This is a genomic window from Mesorhizobium sp. M0870 (assembly GCF_040319775.1).
In the GTDB taxonomy this organism is placed as follows: Bacteria; Pseudomonadota; Alphaproteobacteria; order Rhizobiales; family Rhizobiaceae; genus Mesorhizobium.
The window spans coordinates 55,571-75,395 of sequence record NZ_JAMYOI010000015.1; the positions used below are offsets into that span (position 1 = coordinate 55,571).

Genomic DNA, 19,825 nt, shown 5'->3' on the forward strand with positions numbered 1-19,825 from the left:
TCACATGACAGGCTTGGAACGTGGCTCGATGGCCGCGAGGCGGCTCCTTGCGCCTATGCTTACCGCTGTCCTGCTCGCGGGATGCGTCGTCGGTCCGGATTATCAGACGCCGATATTGGCGATGCCTGCAAGCTGGAGCGGCCAGAAGCCGACAAAGCCTGCCCAGCCGGCGCAACTGTCGAAATGGTGGCAGCGGCTGCGCGATCCCGAGTTGAACACGCTTGTCGAGGAAGCGGTTGCCGGCAATCTCGATGTCGCCACCGCCAAGGCAAAAATCCGCGAGGCGCGCGCCAGCTATCGCCAGAGTGCCGGCACGTTGCTGCCGTCGGTCGACGGCTCCGGCTCGGCGACCCGCAACAAATCGTCCGTGACCACATCAGGCTCGGATGCCACCTACAGCGAGTATCAGGCCGGCTTCGACGCCAGCTGGGAACTCGACCTGTTCGGCGCCAACCGCAGGGGCGTCGAGGCCGCGCGTTACGGGCTGCACGCCTCGCAGGAGGAACTGCGCTCGACGCTTCTCACCCTGGTCGGCGATGTCGCTTCCTATTATGCCCAGGCGCGCGGCTACCAGGCCCGCATCGCGCTCGCCCGCCGTTCGGCCGCGTCGCAAAGGCAGACCGCCGAACTTACCCGCACCATGGCGCAGGCGGGCACGGCGACCGCCGCCGATGTCGCCAAGGCGATGGGGCAGGCAGCGAGCACCGAAGCCGCGGTGCCGACGCTGGAGGCAGGCTATGCGCAAGCCGTGCATCGTCTCTCGGTGCTGACCGGCCGCCCGCCGGCCGCGCTCAGCGACCGGCTGAAGCGGGTCGCGCCAATCCCTGCACCACGCCTGCCGATGCCCACCGGAATTCCCGCCGACCTCCTGCTGTCGCGGCCCGATTTGCGCATGGCGGAGCGCCAATATGCGCAATACACCGCCAAGGTCGGCCAGGCCGAAGCCGCCCGTTATCCCTCGGTCAGCCTGACGGGAGACATCAGCACGGCGGCGCTGAAGCTCGGCGATCTCGGCAAGAATTCGTCGATTGGCTGGTCGTTCGGGCCGACGCTCAGCGTGCCGTTGTTCAATGCCAGCCAATTGCAGGCCGCCGTCGAGGTCGCCAAGGCGCAGCGCGATCAATATTTCATCGCATACCGGTCTTCGGTGCTGACGGCGCTCGAGGATGTCGAGAATGCGCTGGTGCTGTTGTCACAGGAGCGCATCCGGATCGGCAAGCTCGCCTCGTCGGCGAGGTCCTATGGCGAGGCGGCAAGTCTCGAAGGTACGCTCTACAAGGCCGGCGAGACAAGCCTTCTCGATGTGCTCGACGCCCAGCGCTCTCTCTACTCGGCCGAGGACTCGCTGCTGCAAAGCCGCGTCCTGCTGGCGACCAACTACATCGCCCTCAACAAGGCGCTCGGCGGCGGCTGGGACGGTGCGGTCGACAGTACCAAGCCTGAGGTCGTCGACGTCAAAACCGGTCCACGGCTGGCGTCGAAGCCGGCGGCCTGAGCGGTTTCCAAGGCCTCGGTCAAGTATTTCGAGGCGGCTACGCGGATTTCGAGATTGTGCGACACACCGCTCGTGGCGGCGCGTGAAATGCCGCCTCGTGCTTTGGCGATGGCGGCGTGATCGTATCGCTGTTATTGATGGTCATTACACAGCACAGGCGCCGCAGATGACATCCGATACACAGAAGGCCGAAGCGGTCGGGCAGCTGCTCGAAACGCCGGACCTTGCCAGCGCGCTGGAAAGCGAACAGTTCAAGAAGTTCCTCGACCAGGTGCCGATCGCCATTGCCGTCTCGGACCTCGGTGCGAAGGAGCGTGTCGTCTATGCCAATCCGGAATTCGAGAAACTGTCCGGCCTCAAGGCGGCGACGCTCGCTCGGCAACACTGGGCGGCGCTTTCCGGCACCGGCCTGCACAAGCAGAAGGGCCGGCCGCTGTTCGAGGCCGTGGTCGAGGACACCGATTTCATCGGTACGTTCCGGCTGGAGCGGACAGAAGACCAACCGGCGATCGTCGACGTCTATTCCAATGTCATCGAGGACGACAATGGCAAGGCCTGCTTCCGGCTGGTGGCGCTGGTCGACGTCTCTGCCCATGGCGAAACCGAAGATGCGCGATCGATCGATGAGCGCATCCGCGAGAAGGACACGCTGCTGCGCGAACTGCAGCACCGGGTGAAGAACAATCTGCAGATGATCACCGCACTGATCCGGATGGAGACGCGAAACGCGGCCGAGCCGGACCAGAAGCGTTTCGAGAGGCTGGCAGGGCGCGTCGACGCGCTGGCGATCCTCTACCAGACGCTGTCGGGGGACGATGGCAAGGATGAGGTCGATCTCGGCGTCTATCTCAGCCAGATCGCGTCGGCGGTGATGAACTCGCATGCGGTCGAGGGCATCCGCCTCGACATGAAGGTCGACACCTATCCGGTGTCGATCAATGTCGCCATGCCGACCGGACTGGTGGTGAACGAACTTTTGACCAATGCGCTCAAACATGCCTTCCAGGGGCGAGACGGCGGCACGATCACGCTGCACAGCATCGTCGACGGTGATGGCTGCCGCATCGTGATCGCCGATGACGGCATCGGCCTGCCGGACGGCGAGACCTGGCCCAAGAGCGGCAAGCTCGGCGCGCTGATCGCCCGCTCGCTAACCGAGAATGCCAGGGCGGAGTTCGACGTGAAGTCGAGCGCTGCCGAGGGTACGCGGGTCACCATCGTCTTCAAGCGCTCGGCTGCCACCGCCTAAAGCGTTGTCGTTGCGCTCTCACACCTACAGGATCATCTCCAGCTATTCCTTGTCCGCCGCGGCAATGAACGCTTCGCGGCCCAAGGCTCATAGCGTGCCTGCAGTCCTTGCCCCAGCAGCCAGTTGCGGCTGCCTCACGACAGGTCGGCCGGTTCGCCCTATCTCCATGCCGCCGGTCGGGTTTGGACCCGGCGGTATGGAGGATGGGATCACGTGACATCGACGCCGATTGCCAGTCGCGAAGCAGCGCCCTTGCCGGTCGCGGCACTGATGGGCGCCATGGTGTCGATCCAGATCGGCGCCACCTTCGCCAAGGGCCTGTTCCCGCAGATCGGCGCGCAAGGCACGACGACGCTCAGGCTGGTCATCGGTGCGCTGATGCTGATCGCGGTGCTGCGGCCCTGGCAGATGCGGCCCTCGCGTGCCACCATGCCGTGGCTGGTCGCCTATGGGGTGACGCTCGCCGCGCTCAATCTCCTGTTCTACGCAGCGCTGGCCAGGATTCCGCTCGGCATCGCGGTGGCGCTGGAGTTTACCGGCCCGCTTCTGGTGGCGACCTTGAGCTCGCGGCGCGCCAGCGACTTTGCCTGGATCGCGCTGGCGGTGGCCGGCATCCTGCTGTTGTCGCCCTTCGTTCATTCCCTCGCGCCGCTTGATCCGATCGGGGTGATGCTGGCGCTGGCGGCCGGCGGGTTTTGGGCGCTCTACATCGTGCTGGCCCAGAAGGCCGGCGCGGAGCTTGGCACTCGCACCACCGCCTACGGCATGGCGATCGCCGCCGTGCTGGTGCTGCCCTTCGGCGTGGCACAGGCGGGAACCGCGCTGCTGGCGCCGTCGATCCTGGTCAGCGCGCTGCTGGTCGGCCTGTTTTCCAGCGCGTTGCCATTCTTCCTTGAGATGGTGGCGCTGACCCGCATGCCGGCGCGCATCTACGGCACGCTGACCTGCCTGGAGCCGGGGCTGGGCGCACTGGCCGGCTTCCTGTTCCTGCATGAAAGCCTGACCGCAACGCAACTGGCCGGGATCGCAGCCGTCGTTGTCGCCGCCTTCGGCACGGCGCTGACATCACGGCCGCCGGTTCCATCGCCGGAGTAGGGTGGGGCGGAGTAGGGTGGGAGGGATATGCGGAATCGTGCCGTAAAGCCGGTCCCGTCGCCGACCGCCGTTCGGGCGTTGCCTTTGTCCGGCCGGCGCGCTTCGTTGCTGTTCAGAACTTGATGCCGAGATCGACCTTGGCGCCCTGATCGACCGTGCCGCCACCGAACTGGCCGGAATAGGACACACCGAGCGTCGCGTTGGCCGACATGTTGAAGTCGAGACCGGCCTCGATGACGGCCGCATCCCTGGCGATCGGCACGCCGGCGATGCTGAATTGATCGCCGCCGGCGAAGGCGAAGCTGGAGGTCGGCGTGACGTCGCCGAACGCGTGGCGCCAGCCGAGCATGCCGCGCGCCGTGGCGTTCATGCCGCCGAGCGCGAAATCGGTCGAACCGCGCAGGCCCAGCGTGGTGAAGGTCGCATCATCGTTCGAGCCGGCGCTGGTCAGTGCCGCATCGCCACCGTCTTCGGTGAAGCCGTCGGTATGGACGCTGACATAGGCCAGATTGGCGAAGGGCTCGAACTTGAATTGTCCGGCATCGGCCCGGTAGGCGAGTTCGCCGAACATTTGCGCGGTGCCGGCATCATAGTCGGCCGACAACCCATCCGTGAACCCGTTGAAAGCAACCGAGCGTTTGGTCGAAAGGCTGCTCCAGCTGTAGGCAGCACCGGTGCGGAAGGCGATGGCGCCCCAGTTGGTGCCACCATAGAGGCCGAGATGATAGCTGTCGCTCTTGCCCGAAGAGTTGCGATCGTCGGCGTCGAAGCTCGAATGGCTGTAGCCGCCGAGCAGGCCGACGCGCCAGCCGCCCACCAGCGTGTCGGCGCCGGCCAGCAGGCCGCCGGTCGAACGATCGAAGGCGGCGGCGTTGCCGTCGCTGTCGGTATTGCCCCACGACCCGAAAGCCTGGCCCCAGAGGGCAAAACGGTCGGTGTCGGCCGCGACCATTTCCGGGCCACCTTCGCCATAAGCCATGACCGGCAATGCGGCCGCGCCAACATCGCCGAAAGCGGCGCGGATGCGGCTGGTCGCTGCGTCGCGAACGAAGCGGCTGTCCTCGACCAGCATGCCCTTGGCCGAGGCGTGGATTTCGCCCGAAAGCTGGTCGAAGGCTGCGCGGGCAGCGGCTGCTGTCGGCAGCGCCAGAAGGGCGTCATGGATAGGATTGCCGGCCCCGAGGCTTTCAGCGCCGCCGCCGGTGGCGATTTGGTTGGGTGTCAGCCCGATATCGGTGAAGCCGTACACCAGCACATCGAGATAGGCATTGTTCAAGTCGTAGGCATCCGTCACCGACAGGAACGCGGTGCTGGTGATCCCCGTCACAGAGGCGAACTCGCCGGTGAGTCCCAGATCGGCGGTCAGCACGGTGTAGCGGCCGGCGGCGATGCCTTGCGCCGTCACCGCCAAGGTCGAGCCGGTGATGGTGGCAGTGCCGGTGGTGTGAAGGAGATCCGACTGAAGTGCGGCGTTGATGTCGACGGCGTAGGTCGAACCGGCCGCCAGCGCCACAGTGGCGGCAAGCTCCGTGCGGTCGCCGGCGCCGCCATCCTGCATGGTGAGACGTCCGGCATTGGACAGCAACTCGAGCCCGCTGAAGGTGGTGGTCTCCTGCGTTGCGCCATTGCTGGCGGTTCTGAGAGAGGCTGCGGCTGTATTCGTCACGGTGTCGATGCCGGCGCCGAACAGGCTGGTGCCGCCGGTTGTCCAGGTAGCGTGGTTGGTCAGGAGGTCGGCATAACCGCCAAGCTCCACCCGGCCGGTCAGTGCACCGCCATTGAGAATTATCGTGGCACCATCAGAGGTAGTGATGGCCAGCGCCGCGGCCGTCAGGGCGGTGTTGTGCGTCGCGCCGGAAAGGGTGATGCCGATCGCATTGCCGCTGTTCGATTGCGCCGAAATCGCGGCGATATCGCCTTCGACCGTGCCGTTGGTGATGATGCCGATCGCGCCCGTGCCGTTGTTGAGGGTGCGGATGCCGGTCGTCCCCGAGACATCGCCCACGGTCACGTTGACCGCACCCGAGCCTGCTGCCTTGGTCTGCCGGGCGATGATGGCCGTGTTGCCGGCGGAGGTCACGTCGCCCGCCGTTATGGTGACGGCGCCGCCGGCCGACTGCGCATAGATGCCGTTCCCGCTGGTCGCGGTGACCGGACCGACCGTGGTCACCGTGGTCGAGCCCGATCCGAAGTTCTCGGCGTCGATGCCGAACCGGGCGTCGATGGAGCCGTTGGCGGTCACGTCGATGTTGCCGGTCCCCGAAGCGTTGAGGATCGCGGCCACCATGCCGGCATTGCCCGCCTGGAGGTTGCCGTTGGCGACCTCCGTGATATCGGCGGTCGTCGACTGGGTCTGGACGTCGATGGCATCCTTGCCCGCGGTGAGTGCGGTGACAGCGCCCGTGGTGACGCTGATGTCGCCGCCGGCCGCCGTGTCGCGCACGACGGAGCCTTCGCCGCCGGTGGAGCTGCTCGCGCCGGAGATGTCGACCGTGACCGTGCCCGAGCCGTTGTTCTGGATGGTCGCAGCGTTGCCGGTCCCGCCGACGAACCCGCCGGCGCCGGTGACGCTGATGTCGCCCGCACCGCCGGTGCCGCCGGTCAGCGACAGGCCGATCGTGGCGCCGGTCACCGTGTCGACGACGCTCACGCTCACCGCGCCGTTGCCGGTCGCCTTGATGCCCTCGGCAAGTGTGCCGGTCACCGTGCCATTGGCGGTGATGCCGATCGCACCGGTGCCGTTGTTGGTCGCCTCGATCCCGGTCGTGCCCGAGACGTTGCCCGCGGTTACATTGACCGCACCCGCGGCACCTGCCTTGGTCTGCTGGGCGATGATGGCCGTGTTGCCGGTGGACGCCACGTCGCCCGCCGTTATGGTGACGGCGGCGCCGGCCGACTGGGCATAGATGCCGTTCCCGCTGGTCGCGGTGACCGGACCGACCGTGGTCACCGTGGTCGAGCCCGATCCGAAGTTCTCGGCGTCGATGCCGAACCGGGCGTCGATGGAGCCGTTGGCGGTCACGTCGATGTTGCCGGTCCCCGAAGCGTTGAGGATCGCGGCCACCATGCCGGCATTGCCCGCCTGGATGTCGCCGTTGGCGACCTCCGTGATATTGCCTGTCAACGACTGGGTCTGGACGTCGATGGCATCCTTGCCCGCGGTGAGTGCGGTCACCGCGTTTGTGGTCACCGAAATGCCGGTGCTGGTCGCGACGTCGCGGACAGTAATACCTTCGCCTGCCGCCGAAAAGATATTGCCGGAGACGTTAATGTCTATCGAGCCGACACCGCCGGTCTGCGTCACATCGAACGCGTTGCCGGCGCCATGGTTGATGATGTTTCCACCCGTGTAGGTGATGGCGCCGCCAGCCGCCGAGACCGACAGGGCCGCCGTGCCGCCCGCGGTCGGCGTGTTGCCGGCATCGACGCTGATCGTGCCATTGTTGGTAACGGTGACGCCGCCGGTGTCGGCGTTGGAAACCGCAAGGCCATAACCGCTCACCGTCGTTCCCGGATCGACGGTGACGATGACTGGTGTGGGCAACAAGTTCTGATAGTTGCGATCGTTGGGTGCGTCAGCGGGAAATGTCGTGTCGGTGGTGGAGGTCGTGTCGCATTGGACAGTGACGGCACCGACGAGACAATCCGCCCAGGCTTGGCCGGACGCCAGCAGACTCACGCCCGCGGCCGCAGCAATCCCGATGGCGGATCGCAGCGCAAGCTGGCTCGCCTGTGAACGCAGGTTGCTCTGTCGGGCTGAATTCGGGGGGGTCTGGCTTAGGTCCGAAGGCCTAAGACCGGCGGAATCTTGAACACGCCCCATGATTTGCCCCTCGCAGCCAATTCATGCGACCCCGGATCAGTCCGGGGCGGACTTGCCTGATAGAAATCTCTAATGTGATGCTTGGAGTTATGTCAACTGAGTACCTGAGAAAAATACCAAATACAAAACGTTCTATTCCAAACTCTTCTTCGAGGAATAACTAGCAACGCTATCGTGCAGACGTCACTGTGAGCTTCTCAAATTTCGATTTCGAATCGCTGAACGTCGTACGGGAGTGGTTCAGTTGCGAGGGCGGTGTTTTATTTCTGGAATCAACCGGCCAAATCTAAAAAACTTAAGTCAACCCTTGTCCAGGGTGGCACTGAAGTTGTCACCTGGCGCACAAGTATTTCCGGCCCTGGACAGATCGTGATCTGGTCCAATACGGTGCGTGTCGAAATGAAGACTGCGATTGTGGAAAAGGCCGGTCGTCCCTTGCAAAAGAACGTCTTCTCATCGGCGGATTTGCCGTCGCATCTGGATCATCGCGCGCGCTTCGCGCTTTGCAGGACATTCGCCGGCGATGGTGAAGAGATCGCCGCCGGCAAAAGCGAACGTCGAGGTCGGCGTGACATCACCGAAGGCATGGCGTCAGCCGAGCATGCCGCGCGCCGTCGCCTTGATTCGCCGAGGCCCAAATCGGTGGAAGCACGCAGGCTGAGCGTGATGAAGGTGGCGTCGGTGGTTGAATTCGCGCTGGTCAGCGCCGCAGATCCGCCCGTTTCGCTTAAGCCGTCGATCGGCCATTGCATTCGGAGGCGCCATTGATCGCCGCCGGATCTCGGCTTTTGACGGAGAGGTAATCGGAATCGAGTCGTGTGTAGGTTTCCGGGTATCCGGTTCTATCTGGCGCTCGTCGGCGTGTAGCCGAAGCGGCGGCGAAAGCAGCGATTGAAGTACGACACATCGCTGAAGCCACTGGTCATGGCAATTTCGCTGACGCGCATCTCGCCATTCTGTCTCTGCGAAAGCATTTTGTGGGCCGTCTGCAGGCGCAGTTCGAGAACGCGCTCGGAGAAGCTGATACCCGACTTCTGCAAAAGATTGTGAACATAGCGCGCCGACAGGCCGAGTTCCTGTGCGACGCCTTGCGCCGAGATGCCGGGCTTGGCGAAATTGTCCGCGATCTTCACCAGGACCGCTTGCAACCTGGCTGCCCGCAGACCGCGCAAGCCGGCCAGTTCGGCAACCTCACCCTTGGCGCCTGTCACCAGGCCGATCAGATCGACGATCGTTTCCGTTGCGTGCGCAATCAGATCGGGCGAGATGAGAGGGCGGCCGGTTTCAAGAAGTTGGCAATAACGCTTGAGAAGATCGAGAGCTTCGTTCTCGGCGCCGATCTTCAACGCCAGCCTGTCGTCGATCTGCGGGAAGGCCCGTGCGAGGACGCTGCGCGGGACCGCCACGTTTGTCCACACATTGCTGTCGGCGCCGGCCATTTTCAGCGCTTCCGATGCTGTGACCAGCACCGCTTCTCCCTGCCCGACATCATAGTCGCGGCCGGCCTGGACGCCGGTCAACAGTGTGTCGGATTTGTTGATCAGCAGGAGATAACCGCCGTTGCCGTCATCGGCGATATTGCTCGCGTTCCTCGTCGCATGCTTGATCGTTCCGGACATCTGGCCAAGAACCAGTGATCCGACAGCTGTGGCTTCGATCGCAGCTTCGAAAGGCAGGTTGTCCGACATGCCGTATTCGACCGAGCATATCTGCGCGACATGGATGTCTTGCCAGAGGGAAAATCGATCGCGATCATTGAGATGCGACGGCAGTTGAGCCGATGAAAACACCGTCTTTCGTGACAATGGAACACCCCGATACCCACAGCTTCAGAGAATATCGAAACGAAATGTTTCCTGATCCTGGAACATTGATCGTTTGGCGTTCAACTGATCGAATTAGATATATAATCCAGCATGATCCCGCATGGCGTCACCCGAAAGTATGACGCGGCAAATCCTCCGAGGTGAGATTGCCTCTTTTACAACGAACGGCGGCCCGCCATCCGGGGAGGTGGGCACGTCAGAAAACTGGGGGCGTGGTGGAGAGACTGAGCAGCGAAGTCCTTTCGTCGATCATCGGCGATATCTACGATTGCGTTTTGAATCCGGAAGGCTGGGCCGGGGTAATGATCCGGATCACGGAGGCTGTAGACGCAGCCTATACCACCGTCGCGCTTGCCAGCACTGCCGGCAATCATGGCCGCTTCGCGGCCCAATCGCCCTGGGATCCCGTGCAAATGCGCGTGCTCCAGGAGGACTATGACTTTGACGCAATTCCCGGACTGAAGGCCGCGGTTGTCGGCGACATCGACACACCCGTTGCGACGCTGTCGCATATGAGCGAAGCCGAACTCCAGCAGACGCCATTTTTCCAGAATTGGGCCAAACCGCAGGGATTGCGCGAAGCCTGCATCACCAAATTCGTCCATACGCCGGACCGGATCGGGCTCATGGGCTGCACTACGCGGGCCGACAGGGGAATCATATCAGCTGAAGAACAGCGCTTCCTGGCATTGCTCTCGCCGCACCTGCGCCGTGCGTCGCTGATTGGAGATCTGCTCGATCAGGCTCGCGTTACCGCCGACCTTTACCGCCAGGCGCTCGATCATCTCGCCGTGCCTGTCGTGCTTACCGGCGCCAACGGAGCAATCCTCCATGCGAATGGGGCTGCCGAACGGATGTTTTCGCTGCAAGGGCCCATTTTTTCCAGGAACGGTCTGCTCCAGGTGCAGAATTCGGCGGTGGCCCGCGCCCTGCTCGATGCAATCGCCAGTGCGGCGAGCGCGGCTACCTCGCTTGGCTCCCGCGGTATAGGCCTGCCCATTTCGGCCCCAGGTCAGCCGCCCGCCGTCGCCTATATATTGCCGTTGACCGAAGGAACCGCTCGCCCTGCTTTCCGGCCCGCATGTGCCGCCGTCTTCGTTTCGACCACGACGTCTTCTTCTCCACTCCCGGAAGCCGTTCTCGCCACTCTGTTCGACCTTACGCCCGCGGAGGCGCGGGTCCTGCTGCGCATCGGCAGCGGATTGTCCGCGTCGAAGAGCGCGCTGGCGCTCGGTGTCGGCGAAACACTTTGAAGACCCACCTCAACCGCATCTTCGCCAAAACCGGCACGAGACGCCAAGCCGATCTCGTCAAACTCGTTTCGGACATAGGCACGCCGCTGGCAGCTCAGTGAAGGGCGCCGATCGCCGGGGACCCAACATCCTCGTCGACGCGCACCTCGATGAACGCGCGCCAGCCGTAGCGGGAATGGTTGCCGTCAGGCTCCGCGCTGGGCAGTGCCAGCTGGTGTCATTCGACTGAGGCTGAATGGCCACACCGGCCGAAAAAGCGTGGCATTGCATTTCAGGACAATTCGCGTGCGGCCCAGCCCAAGACACGTCCGACGGACAATGCGACATCGGGGCGGCGACAACACCGGATCTCCGCGAGGCATTCGCGGCGGGGACCACAACATTCTTGGGGCGGTAGACAACAATGAAAACTCTTCTTCTCGCAACGGCCTTGATTCTCGCGCCGCTCGGTATGGCGTGTGCGGCTGATATCAATGAGGTTTCGCCTGTTGCCTCCACCTACGACTGGTCCGGACTCTATGCCGGCGTCGACATCGGCTACGCGGCCGGGAAATCCAATCTGTTCATCGCCGGCGGCGGACTGGGCGGGGCCACCGATCTCAATGTCTCCACCGATCCGAACGGATTTATCGGCGGTGTCCATATCGGCGCCAATTACCAGATGGAGAACAGCTTCGTGATCGGCGCCGAGGCCGACATTGTGTACAGCAATATAGATGGGCTGACGGCCCTCGACGCCGGCGGCGGCGGTGTCACCACCTTGCTCAAGAGCGAACTCAAATGGTCGGGGTCGGCGCGGCTGCGGGCCGGCTATGCTTTCGATCGGACCTTGCCCTACATCACTGCCGGCGTCGCCGCGGCCAAGTATGAGCTTATTGCGGTCAGCGCCGGTGGCCCTGCCGCCGAAGTAACGCTCCACAGCGACAGCCATGTCGGCTGGACCGTTGGCGCCGGCATCGAGCACGCCTTCACCGACAAGTGGATCGCTCGAGCCGAATATCGCTACTCGGATTTCGGCAGCCAGGACCTCTCGGTGGCCGCCGGCCTGCCCACGGAAACCCATGTCGACCTCCAGACGCAGGATATCCGGGTCGGGCTCAGCTACAAGTTCTGATTGCTGGTGCTACAAATCTCCCTCGGGAGATGGCCGGCAGGCCAGGGGGCGGCGGGGCTCGGCCTGCTGCCGCAGACGGGATCGGCGCTCTACACGCGGCGACCCCCTCTGTTGCCTCTGGCGACATCTCCCTCGAGTGGGAGATCAGCCACCGCCCTCAGATTAGCTTCTCCAGCGTGATCGGCAGATCCCTGATCCTCTTTCCCGTCGCATGGAACACCGCGTTGGCAATCGCCGGCGCCACGCCGACGATGGCCAGTTCACCGACGCCTTTGCCGCCGAGCACGGAGGAATGCGGGTCGGGGATACCGACCGAGATCACCTCGATGTCGGGAATGTCGGCGTTGGTTGGCACGAGATAGTCGGCGAGGTTGTTGTTGACGACGCGGCCGTGGCGGCGGTCGACGATGCCTTCTTCCAGCAGTGCCTGGCCGATGCCCATGATGATGCCACCCTTCCACTGGCTTTCGGCCAGCTTGGGATTGTAGAGCCGGCCCGAATCCAGCGCCGACACCACGCGTGACACGCGCACCGTGCCGAAGTCCTCGTCGACGCGCACCTCGATGAAATGCGCGCACCAGGAGTGGCGGGAATAGTCGCCCTCGGTGTGCGGCACCGACATGGCGATGGTGGTGTAGTTCTTGTAGCGATCCTCTGGCGTCGAATTGGCCGGCATGGTGTCGCCGGTGGCTTCGATGTGGTCGCGGCCGACGCTTTTGAGCAGTTCGGCGATCGAGACATCGGGACCGTCGCCGCGCGGCGAGGCGATGCGGCCGTTGGCGACGACCAAGGTGTTGGCCTGCAGCGCGTGGAAGGGCGAGCGCGGATCGCTGATGGCGAGGCCGATCAGCTGGTCGAGCGCCGAGGTCGCCGCCTTGTAGACCGCACCCGTCATGACGCCGGCAAGCCGCGAACCGCCGGTGACGCCGGCGCGGGGGAAACGGGAGTCGCCGAGCTTCACCACCACGTCGTCGGCTCGCACGCCGACCGTTTCGGCGGCGGTTTGCGCCAGGATTGTGTAGGTGCCCTGGCCCATGTCGATCGAGGAGCTCTCGACCTCGACCGAGCCGTCCGCCAGGATACGCACGATCGCCTCGCCATAGGCGCGCCGAACCGGATAGGTGCCGGCCGCTACTCCCCAGCCGATCAGCTGGTTGCCGTCGCGCATCGAGCGCGGTTCGGGCGAGCGCCTGGCCCAGCCGAAGCGCTCCGCGCCTGCGGCAAAAGCCTCGCGCAACTGTCTGGTCGACCAGGCTTTCTTGGCATGCGGATCCTGTTCGGCATAATTTCTCAGCCGGATCTCCAGGGGGTCGATGCCGACCTCGTAGGCGAGTTCGTCGATGGCGCTTTCGATGCCGAAGGCCGAAGGGTTTTCGCCCGGCGCGCGCATGGCGCCCGGCACCACCGAATTGACCCGCACGACATTCTGCCTGGAGGAGAAATTCGGCGTCGCGTACATGATCGAGATGACCGATCCGAGCGGCTCGACCCACATGCCGTCCATCGACGTCTCGTTGATGCCACGATGCACGATCGACTGGATTTTTCCTTGCGCGTCGGCGCCGATCGTCACCGTCTGGCGCGTCGCCGCGCGGCCACCATAGCCGGTAAAGGTCTGCGGCCGCGTCATCACCAGGCGCACCGGCCGGCCGAGCATTCTGGCGGCACATGCGGCCACCGCGCCATGGCTGAGCGCCAGCGCCTTGGAGCCGAAGCCACCGCCAATATAGGGCGAGACCAGCCGCACATTCTCGAACGGCACGCCGAACCATTCGGCATAGGTGCGCGCCATCCCGTCCAGCCACTGGCTCGGCTCCCATACGGTGAGCTTATCGCCTTCCCAGCGCGCGATCAGCCCATGCGGCTCTATCGGCGCCTGGTATTCGCGCGGCGTGTTGTAGGCGGCGCAGATGCGGACCGGTGCCGACGCGAACGCACCTTGCGCATCGCCCCATTCCTTGGTCATGGCGTCTATCGGGATGCCGTCGCCGGCCTTGGCATCGCTGAGGTCGACGATGGCAGGCGTCTCGTCATAGCTGACCTTGACCAGTGCTGCCGCCGCCACCGCCTGTTCGAAGGTCTCGGCGACGACAGCGGCGACATGCTGGCCCGAAAAAGTGATGTCGCGCGCAAGCGGGCAATAGGGCTTGTCGGGCGGCGGTGTGCCGAACCAGTCCGCCGCGGTCCTCAGGCTGATGATGGTGTCCGGCGTCAGCACCTGCAGCACGCCGGGCGCCGCCTCGGCGGCCTTGGTGTCGATCGCGCGCACCTTGCCGGATGCAATCGTGCTCTCGACCAGTACGGCGTAGGCGAGGCCTTCGAGCTGCTGCTCGACGGCGTATTTGGCCGCACCCGTGATCTTGGCCGGGCCGTCGACGCGCGACAGCCGGCCGCCGACGGCTTCGGCAAAAGCGCCGTCGGACGCATCGCCGTGTCTTCCGACGTGAACGGTGCTTGCGATGTGAACGGTCATGCCGTTTCTCCCAATTTGAGGATGGCGCGCGCGACGACGCGCGGCGCGAGCTCGATCTTGTAGTGGTTGGCGCCATGGTCGACGGCGCCTTCGACAGCGAGCAGGCTGGCGGACCGCACGGTTTCCGGCTCCAGCGCCTTGCCCTTCAGCGCGTCTTCCACGGTCCGCGCCCGCCATGGTTTCGTCGCGACACCGCCGAGTGCGACGCACAAATCGCGGATCGTTCGGCCGTCAGGTTCGAACTCGATACCGACCGCCGCGCTCGCGGCGGCAAACTCATAGGATTGCCGGTCGCGGATTTTCAGGTAGGTCGACCGCCGGGCAGCGGCCGAGCCGGGGATTTCAATGGCGGTGATCATCTCGCCCGGTTCAATCGCATGTTCCCTATCCGGCGTGGTGCCGGGCAGCAGGAAAAAGTCGTCGACCGGGATCTGGCGCTCGCCCAGATGCACGATCGCATCGAAGGCGACCAGCGCCACGGCCAGGTCACCCGGATACATGGCGATGCAGGCCTCGCTGGTGCCGAGTACGGCATGGCCACGGGTAACGCCGCCGATCGCCGAACAGCCAGAGCCGGGCTCACGCTTGTTGCAGGCAGGGAAATTCGCGGGATCGCGGAAATAGGGGCAGCGCGTGCGCTGCATCAGATTGCCGCCGATGGTCGCCATGTTGCGGATCTGCGCGGAAGCCGCCTGCCACAGGGCTTCCGACACCGCAGGAAAGCGGCTCTTGATGTCGGCATGGTCGGCGACATGGCTCATCCTGGCCAGCGCGCCGATGGTGGCGCCGCGTTCGTCCACCTCGATGCTGTCCAATCCCTTGAGATGAGCGATGTCGACCAGTGTCTCGGGCTCGGCGACGCCGCATTTGGCGAGATCGATCAGCGTGGTGCCGCCGGCCAAGAGCATGGCGCCGGGCAGGGCGGCCGCCTGGCGTGCCGCATCGACCGAGCTGGCGCGAAAATAGGAAAGGTCCCTCATGATGCGACCTCCAAGGCGGCTTGGCGAATGGCGGCGACGATGTGCGGATAGGCGCCGCAGCGGCAGAGATTGCCGGCCATGTATTCGCGGATCTCGTCGTCGGAGCCGGCATGGCCTTCCCGGATGCAAGCGACCGCCGACATGATCTGGCCCGGCGTGCAATAGCCGCACTGGAAAGCGTCGTGCTCAAGGAAGGCAGCCTGCACGGGATGCATTTCGCCCTCCCGTGCAAGCCCCTCTATGGTGGTGACGGTGCGGCCCTCGACCTGAGCGGCCAGCGTCAGGCAAGCCAGTACACGCTCGCCGTCGATATGCACCGTGCAGGCGCCGCACTGGCCGTGGTCGCAGCCCTTCTTGGTGCCGGTCAGGCCGAGCCGGTCGCGCAAGGCGTCGAGCAGCGTGACGCGCGGCTCGAGTTGCAGATCGTGATGATGACCGTTGATATCGAGATGAACTGGGATCGTTGTTTTGGTCATGGGCGTCTGGCTCCAGTGCTTGACGCGAAGTCGGTTGACTCATGTTGGCCGGCGGGACCTCGCGCCGGCTGTGCGGCCCTTCGCTGCCGCTCCCTGTCCTTCGGGCGTTCAGCCCCTTAAAAAGGTCCACTGGACCTTTTGATCCGCCCGAAGGCAGACCGGGCTTTCACCGTTCGTCGGACGGGAGCCAAGCAATTGGCTTCCCGTCCGCTACGCGGACCACTCCTCACCCCAGCAGGTCCTCGATGCGGATCGGAAAGCGCCGCGGCCGCACGCCGGTCGCATGCCAGACTGCATTGGCGACGGCGCCGGCCGTGCCGGTGATGCCGATTTCGCCAACGCCCTTGATGCCGAGCGCGTTGACATGAGGGTCGTCCTCGTGGACCAGCAGCGCCTCGACCGACGGAACGTCGGCATTCACCGGGACATGATATTCGGCGAGGTTGGCATTCTGGATCCGGCCCGAGCGCCGGTCGGTGATGGCTTCCTCATTCAGCGCGAACGAGACGCCCCAGATCATGCCGCCATAATACTGGCTGCGCACCAGCCTGGGATTGATGATCCGCCCGGCGGCGAACGCGCCGACCAGCCTTGTGACGCGGATCTGGCCGAAATCCGGATCGACCTTCACCTCGGCAAACACGGCGCCGTGCGCGTGCTTGGCATAGGTCTCCTGGGATGCCGGGTCGGGAGCGCCTTTGCCATGGCCCTCGATCTCGGTGAGGCCCGCGCGCTTGAGGATCTCGGCATAGCTTTCACCGCGGCTTTCATCGTCGCGCCGATAGAGGTGGCCGCCGCGCGCCAGCACGCCTTCATTGCCGGCGCCGAACAGCGGCGAGGCCTCGTTGCCGGTGGCGAGATCGGCAAGCCTGGCGATGACGGCGGCACCCGCATTGTGGATCGCCATGCCGGCCGTCGCCGTGTGGCCGGAGCCGCCGGCAATGCCTGCATTGGGCAGGTCGGAACTGCCGGCCCTGAAATCGACCTGGTCGATATCCAGTCCCAGTCCGTCGGCCGCGATCTGGGCGAAGGCGGTCCAGGCGCCTTGCCCCATGTCCTGCGCGCCGGTCTCCATCAGGCCGCTGCCATCGGCCCTCAGCACCGCACGCGCTTCGGCCTGGAACATGAGCGCTGGAAAGGTCGCCGTGCCCATGCCCCAGCCGGTGAGGAAACCGTCGGCGTCGCGCATCAGCCGAGGCTGAAGCGGGCGGCTCGCCCAGCCGAACGTCTCGGCCGCTTGCCTGTAGCACTCGCGCAGCGCCTTGGAGGAAAACGGCTTGCCGGTCATCGGCTCGACCTCGGCATAGTTCCGCAGCCGGAACTCCAGCGGGTCCATGCCGCAAGCGTGTGCCGCCTCATCGATGGCGCTTTCGAGTGCGATCGAGCCGGTGGCTTCGCCGGGCGCCCGCATGAACAGCGGCGTACCGGTGTCCAACCGCACCGCATCGTGCGAGGTGGCGATGGCCGGGCTGGCATAGAGCGTGTGCGAGGCATCCGCCGCCGGTTCGAAGAAATCGTCGAACGTGCTCGACGCAGTCTTGGCGTGATGGTCGAGTGCCGTCAGCCGCCCTTCGCCATCCATGCCCATGCGCAGCGTCTGGCGCGTCGGCGCACGGTGGCCGACCGGGCCGTACATCTGCTCACGCCGCAGCACCAGCTTGACCGGACGGCCGACGAGGCGCGCCGCCAGAATGCCGAGCACCTGCGGCCCGGAGATCATGCCTTTCGAGCCAAAGCCGCCACCCAGGAACGGGCTCCGGATGTGGACGTTTTCCGGCGCGATGCCGAACAGGCCGGCGATGCGGCCCTGCGCCATGGCAAGGCCCTGACTCGGCGTGTCGATCGACAGTGTGTCGCCATCCCAGGCGACGACGATCGCATGCGGCTCCATGGCGTTGTGGTACTGGGCCGGCGTCTCGTAGGTGGCCTCTATCCGCGTCTTTGCGGATTTGAGGCCGGCCTCGACATCGCCCTTGTGCTGCACCGCCGGACCGCCGACACCGACACCGCGCGGCACGAAGCTTTCAGCGCCGTCGAGGCCAACGCGCGCCGGCAGCACTTCATAGCGCGGCGACAGCAGCGCCGCCCCCTCGGTCGCCGCCTCCAGCGTCTCGGCGATCACCACGGCGATGCTCTGGTTGGGGTAGCGGACCTGATCGTTTTGCAGCAGGTCGAGCCGGAACATGAAGGGATGGTCCTTGGCATCCGGATCGGCGGCTAGCGCCGGCCGGTTCTTGGGCGTCATCACCTCGACCACGCCCTGGTGCGCCTTGGCCGCCTCGATATCCAGCGCGGCAACGCGGCCGCGCGCGATGCTAGAGACAGCGAGCACGGCGTAAAGCATGCCGGGCGGATGGTTGTCGGCGGCATAGCGCGCGGCTCCGGTGACTTTCAGAAAGCCGTCGCGACGGGTCAGCGGCTGGCCGATGCTGGAGCCCTGCCGGGCATGGGCGGGTTGCTGGTTGAGGCTGAGTTCAAGCGTCATGGCGCGCTCCGGGAATGTTTGAGAACGGGGAGGCAGGAAGGGCTGGCAGCCGCTCGGGCGTTCCCGCCTGGGCAGACATCAGCGCCCTGACCACGATGCGTCGGGCAAGCTCGATCTTGAACGCATTGTCGCCGGATGGGCTGGCATCGGCCAGGGCGGCCTCCGCGGCGCTGGCGAAGGTCACCTCGTTGGCGTCCGCGCCAAGCAGGACGGCTTCCGCCGTTCGTGCCCGCCACGGCTTGGCCGCGACGCCGCCCAGCGCCAGCCTTGCGGCGCGGATCTTGCCGCCATCCACGACGAGCGCTGCCGCGGCCGATACGACGGCAAAAGCATAAGAGGTGCGTTCGCGAACTTTCAGGTAACGGGCATTGGCGGAGAAGGAGGCCGCCTCCGCCGGTAGGCGCACCGCCACGATCAGGTCGCCGGGCTCCAGCGCATTCTCCCGCTGCGGCGTTTCGCCGGGAAGCCGGTGGAATTCCTCCAGCGTCACATGGCGCCGGCCCTTCTTGCCTTCGATCTCGACCACGGCGTCGAGCGCCACCAGCGGCACGCAGAAGTCCGACGGGTGGGTGGCGATGCAGGCATCGCTCCAGCCCAGCACGGCGTGCAGGCGGTTCTCGCCGCCCAGCGCATCGCAGCCGGCGCCTGGCTCGCGCCTGTTGCAAGCGCTGGCGGTGTCGTAGAAATAGCTGCAGCGCGTGCGCTGCAGCAGATTGCCGCCGACGGTCGCGGCGTTGCGAAGCTGAGCCGAAGCGCCCGACAGCAGCGCCTCGGCCACCGCCGGATAGGATTTGGCGAACGCCGGATCGTAGGCAAGGTCGGCATTACGGACCAGCGCACCGATGCGCAGGCCACCATCGTCCAGCCGTTCGATGCGGTTGAGCTCCGGCAACCGGGAAATGTCGACGATACGCTCGGGACTGGTGATGCCGCCTTTCATCAGGTCGAGCAGATTGGTGCCGCCGGCGAGATAGGCCGAACCCGGCTCGGCTGCCGCGGCGATGGCGTCGGGGATGGTGGCGGGCCTGATGTAATCGAAATCTCTCATGCCGCGGTCCTCCGGTCGGCTTTGGCAAGCTGTTGCTGGGCTTCCAGGACGGCCTCGACGATGCCGCCATAGGCCGCGCAGCGGCATATGTTGCCGCTCAGCCCCTCACGGATGCGTTCGGGATCGTCGCCGGCCTGTGCCTCGGCGATCAGGCCGAGCGTGCTCATGATCTGGCCGGGTGTGCAGAACCCGCACTGGAAGCCGTCATGGGCGATGAAGGCGGCCTGCACCGGATGCAGCTCCTCGCCGTGGGCGACGCCTTCGATGGTCAAGACTTGGGCGCCGTCATGGCTGACCGCCAGCGCCAGGCACGAGTTGATGCGCTTGCCGTCGACCAGCACCGTGCAGGCGCCGCACTGGCCGCGATCGCAGCCCTTCTTGGTGCCCGTGAGATCGAGCCGCTCGCGAAGCAGGTCGAGCAGGGTTACGCGTGGATCGACCTCCAGTTCGTGTTTGTGTCCGTTGATCGTGAGGGTGATGGGAAGGCTGGTCATGGGCGTCTGGCTCC

Annotated in this window: 14 protein-coding genes; 6 read left to right on the top strand and 8 right to left on the bottom strand. The window is 65.2% G+C overall.

Going from position 1 to position 19,825, the window contains the following annotated elements:
- Positions 1–4 precede the first annotated feature (4 nt).
- From NKH97_RS19135 to NKH97_RS19145, 3 genes are all read left to right on the top strand, one after another.
- Positions 5–1,495 carry an efflux transporter outer membrane subunit gene (locus tag NKH97_RS19135; RefSeq protein WP_352798456.1) on the top strand — a complete coding sequence of 497 codons (1,491 nt, stop codon included), beginning with the start codon at positions 5–7 and terminating at the stop codon, positions 1,493–1,495.
- 166 nt (positions 1,496–1,661) lie between these two features.
- A complete protein-coding gene (locus tag NKH97_RS19140; RefSeq protein WP_352674166.1) occupies positions 1,662–2,744 on the top strand; it encodes a sensor histidine kinase in 1,083 nt (360 codons plus the stop codon).
- A 213-nt stretch (positions 2,745–2,957) separates the two neighbouring features.
- Entirely contained in the window at positions 2,958–3,839 is an 882-nt protein-coding gene (locus NKH97_RS19145; RefSeq protein WP_031213978.1) for an EamA family transporter, read from the top strand.
- A gap of 112 nt (positions 3,840–3,951) precedes the next feature.
- Here the strand turns inward: NKH97_RS19145 and NKH97_RS19150 are convergent, their stop codons facing one another.
- Complete coding sequence (locus NKH97_RS19150) at positions 3,952–7,518, bottom strand: autotransporter domain-containing protein (RefSeq protein ID WP_352798459.1); 3,567 nt, start codon at positions 7,516–7,518, stop codon at positions 3,952–3,954.
- 399 nt (positions 7,519–7,917) lie between these two features.
- On the opposite strand from NKH97_RS19150, the gene NKH97_RS19155 reads away from it, so the two are divergent.
- A complete protein-coding gene (locus NKH97_RS19155) occupies positions 7,918–8,430 on the top strand; it encodes a hypothetical protein (RefSeq protein ID WP_128305774.1) in 513 nt (170 codons plus the stop codon).
- 74 nt (positions 8,431–8,504) lie between these two features.
- Here the strand turns inward: NKH97_RS19155 and NKH97_RS19160 are convergent, their stop codons facing one another.
- Positions 8,505–9,452: an AraC family transcriptional regulator gene (locus NKH97_RS19160; protein ID WP_352798462.1), complete on the bottom strand. Its 948-nt coding sequence runs from the start codon at positions 9,450–9,452 to the stop codon at positions 8,505–8,507.
- 251 nt (positions 9,453–9,703) lie between these two features.
- Here NKH97_RS19160 and NKH97_RS19165 point away from each other — a divergent pair, with 251 nt between their 5' ends.
- Positions 9,704–10,741 (top strand): PAS domain-containing protein, encoded by a 1,038-nt coding sequence (locus NKH97_RS19165; RefSeq protein ID WP_352798464.1) that lies wholly within the window; start codon positions 9,704–9,706, stop codon positions 10,739–10,741.
- A gap of 403 nt (positions 10,742–11,144) precedes the next feature.
- Positions 11,145–11,855 carry an outer membrane protein gene (locus NKH97_RS19170; RefSeq protein WP_128305772.1) on the top strand — a complete coding sequence of 237 codons (711 nt, stop codon included), beginning with the start codon at positions 11,145–11,147 and terminating at the stop codon, positions 11,853–11,855.
- A 157-nt stretch (positions 11,856–12,012) separates the two neighbouring features.
- On the opposite strand, the gene NKH97_RS19175 is transcribed toward NKH97_RS19170, so the two are convergent.
- The 6 genes from NKH97_RS19175 to NKH97_RS19200 all read right to left on the bottom strand — a co-directional run bounded on the left by NKH97_RS19175 (position 12,013) and on the right by NKH97_RS19200 (position 19,811).
- Entirely contained in the window at positions 12,013–14,328 is a 2,316-nt protein-coding gene (locus tag NKH97_RS19175; protein ID WP_352798466.1) for a xanthine dehydrogenase family protein molybdopterin-binding subunit, read from the bottom strand.
- Positions 14,325–15,308, bottom strand: a complete 984-nt coding sequence (locus NKH97_RS19180) for an FAD binding domain-containing protein (RefSeq protein ID WP_023814335.1) — start codon at positions 15,306–15,308, stop codon at positions 14,325–14,327. The genes NKH97_RS19175 and NKH97_RS19180 overlap by 4 nt, the downstream gene beginning before the upstream one ends.
- Complete coding sequence (locus NKH97_RS19185) at positions 15,305–15,784, bottom strand: (2Fe-2S)-binding protein (protein WP_023814336.1); 480 nt, start codon at positions 15,782–15,784, stop codon at positions 15,305–15,307. The genes NKH97_RS19180 and NKH97_RS19185 overlap by 4 nt, the downstream gene beginning before the upstream one ends.
- Before the next feature lie 226 nt (positions 15,785–16,010).
- Entirely contained in the window at positions 16,011–18,269 is a 2,259-nt protein-coding gene (locus tag NKH97_RS19190; protein WP_352441800.1) for a xanthine dehydrogenase family protein molybdopterin-binding subunit, read from the bottom strand.
- Positions 18,259–19,317 carry an FAD binding domain-containing protein gene (locus NKH97_RS19195; protein WP_352441799.1) on the bottom strand — a complete coding sequence of 353 codons (1,059 nt, stop codon included), beginning with the start codon at positions 19,315–19,317 and terminating at the stop codon, positions 18,259–18,261. Before NKH97_RS19195 ends, NKH97_RS19190 begins: the two co-directional genes overlap by 11 nt.
- Positions 19,314–19,811 carry a (2Fe-2S)-binding protein gene (locus NKH97_RS19200; protein WP_352441798.1) on the bottom strand — a complete coding sequence of 166 codons (498 nt, stop codon included), beginning with the start codon at positions 19,809–19,811 and terminating at the stop codon, positions 19,314–19,316. The genes NKH97_RS19195 and NKH97_RS19200 overlap by 4 nt, the downstream gene beginning before the upstream one ends.
- Between the last annotated feature and the right edge of the window lie 14 nt (positions 19,812–19,825).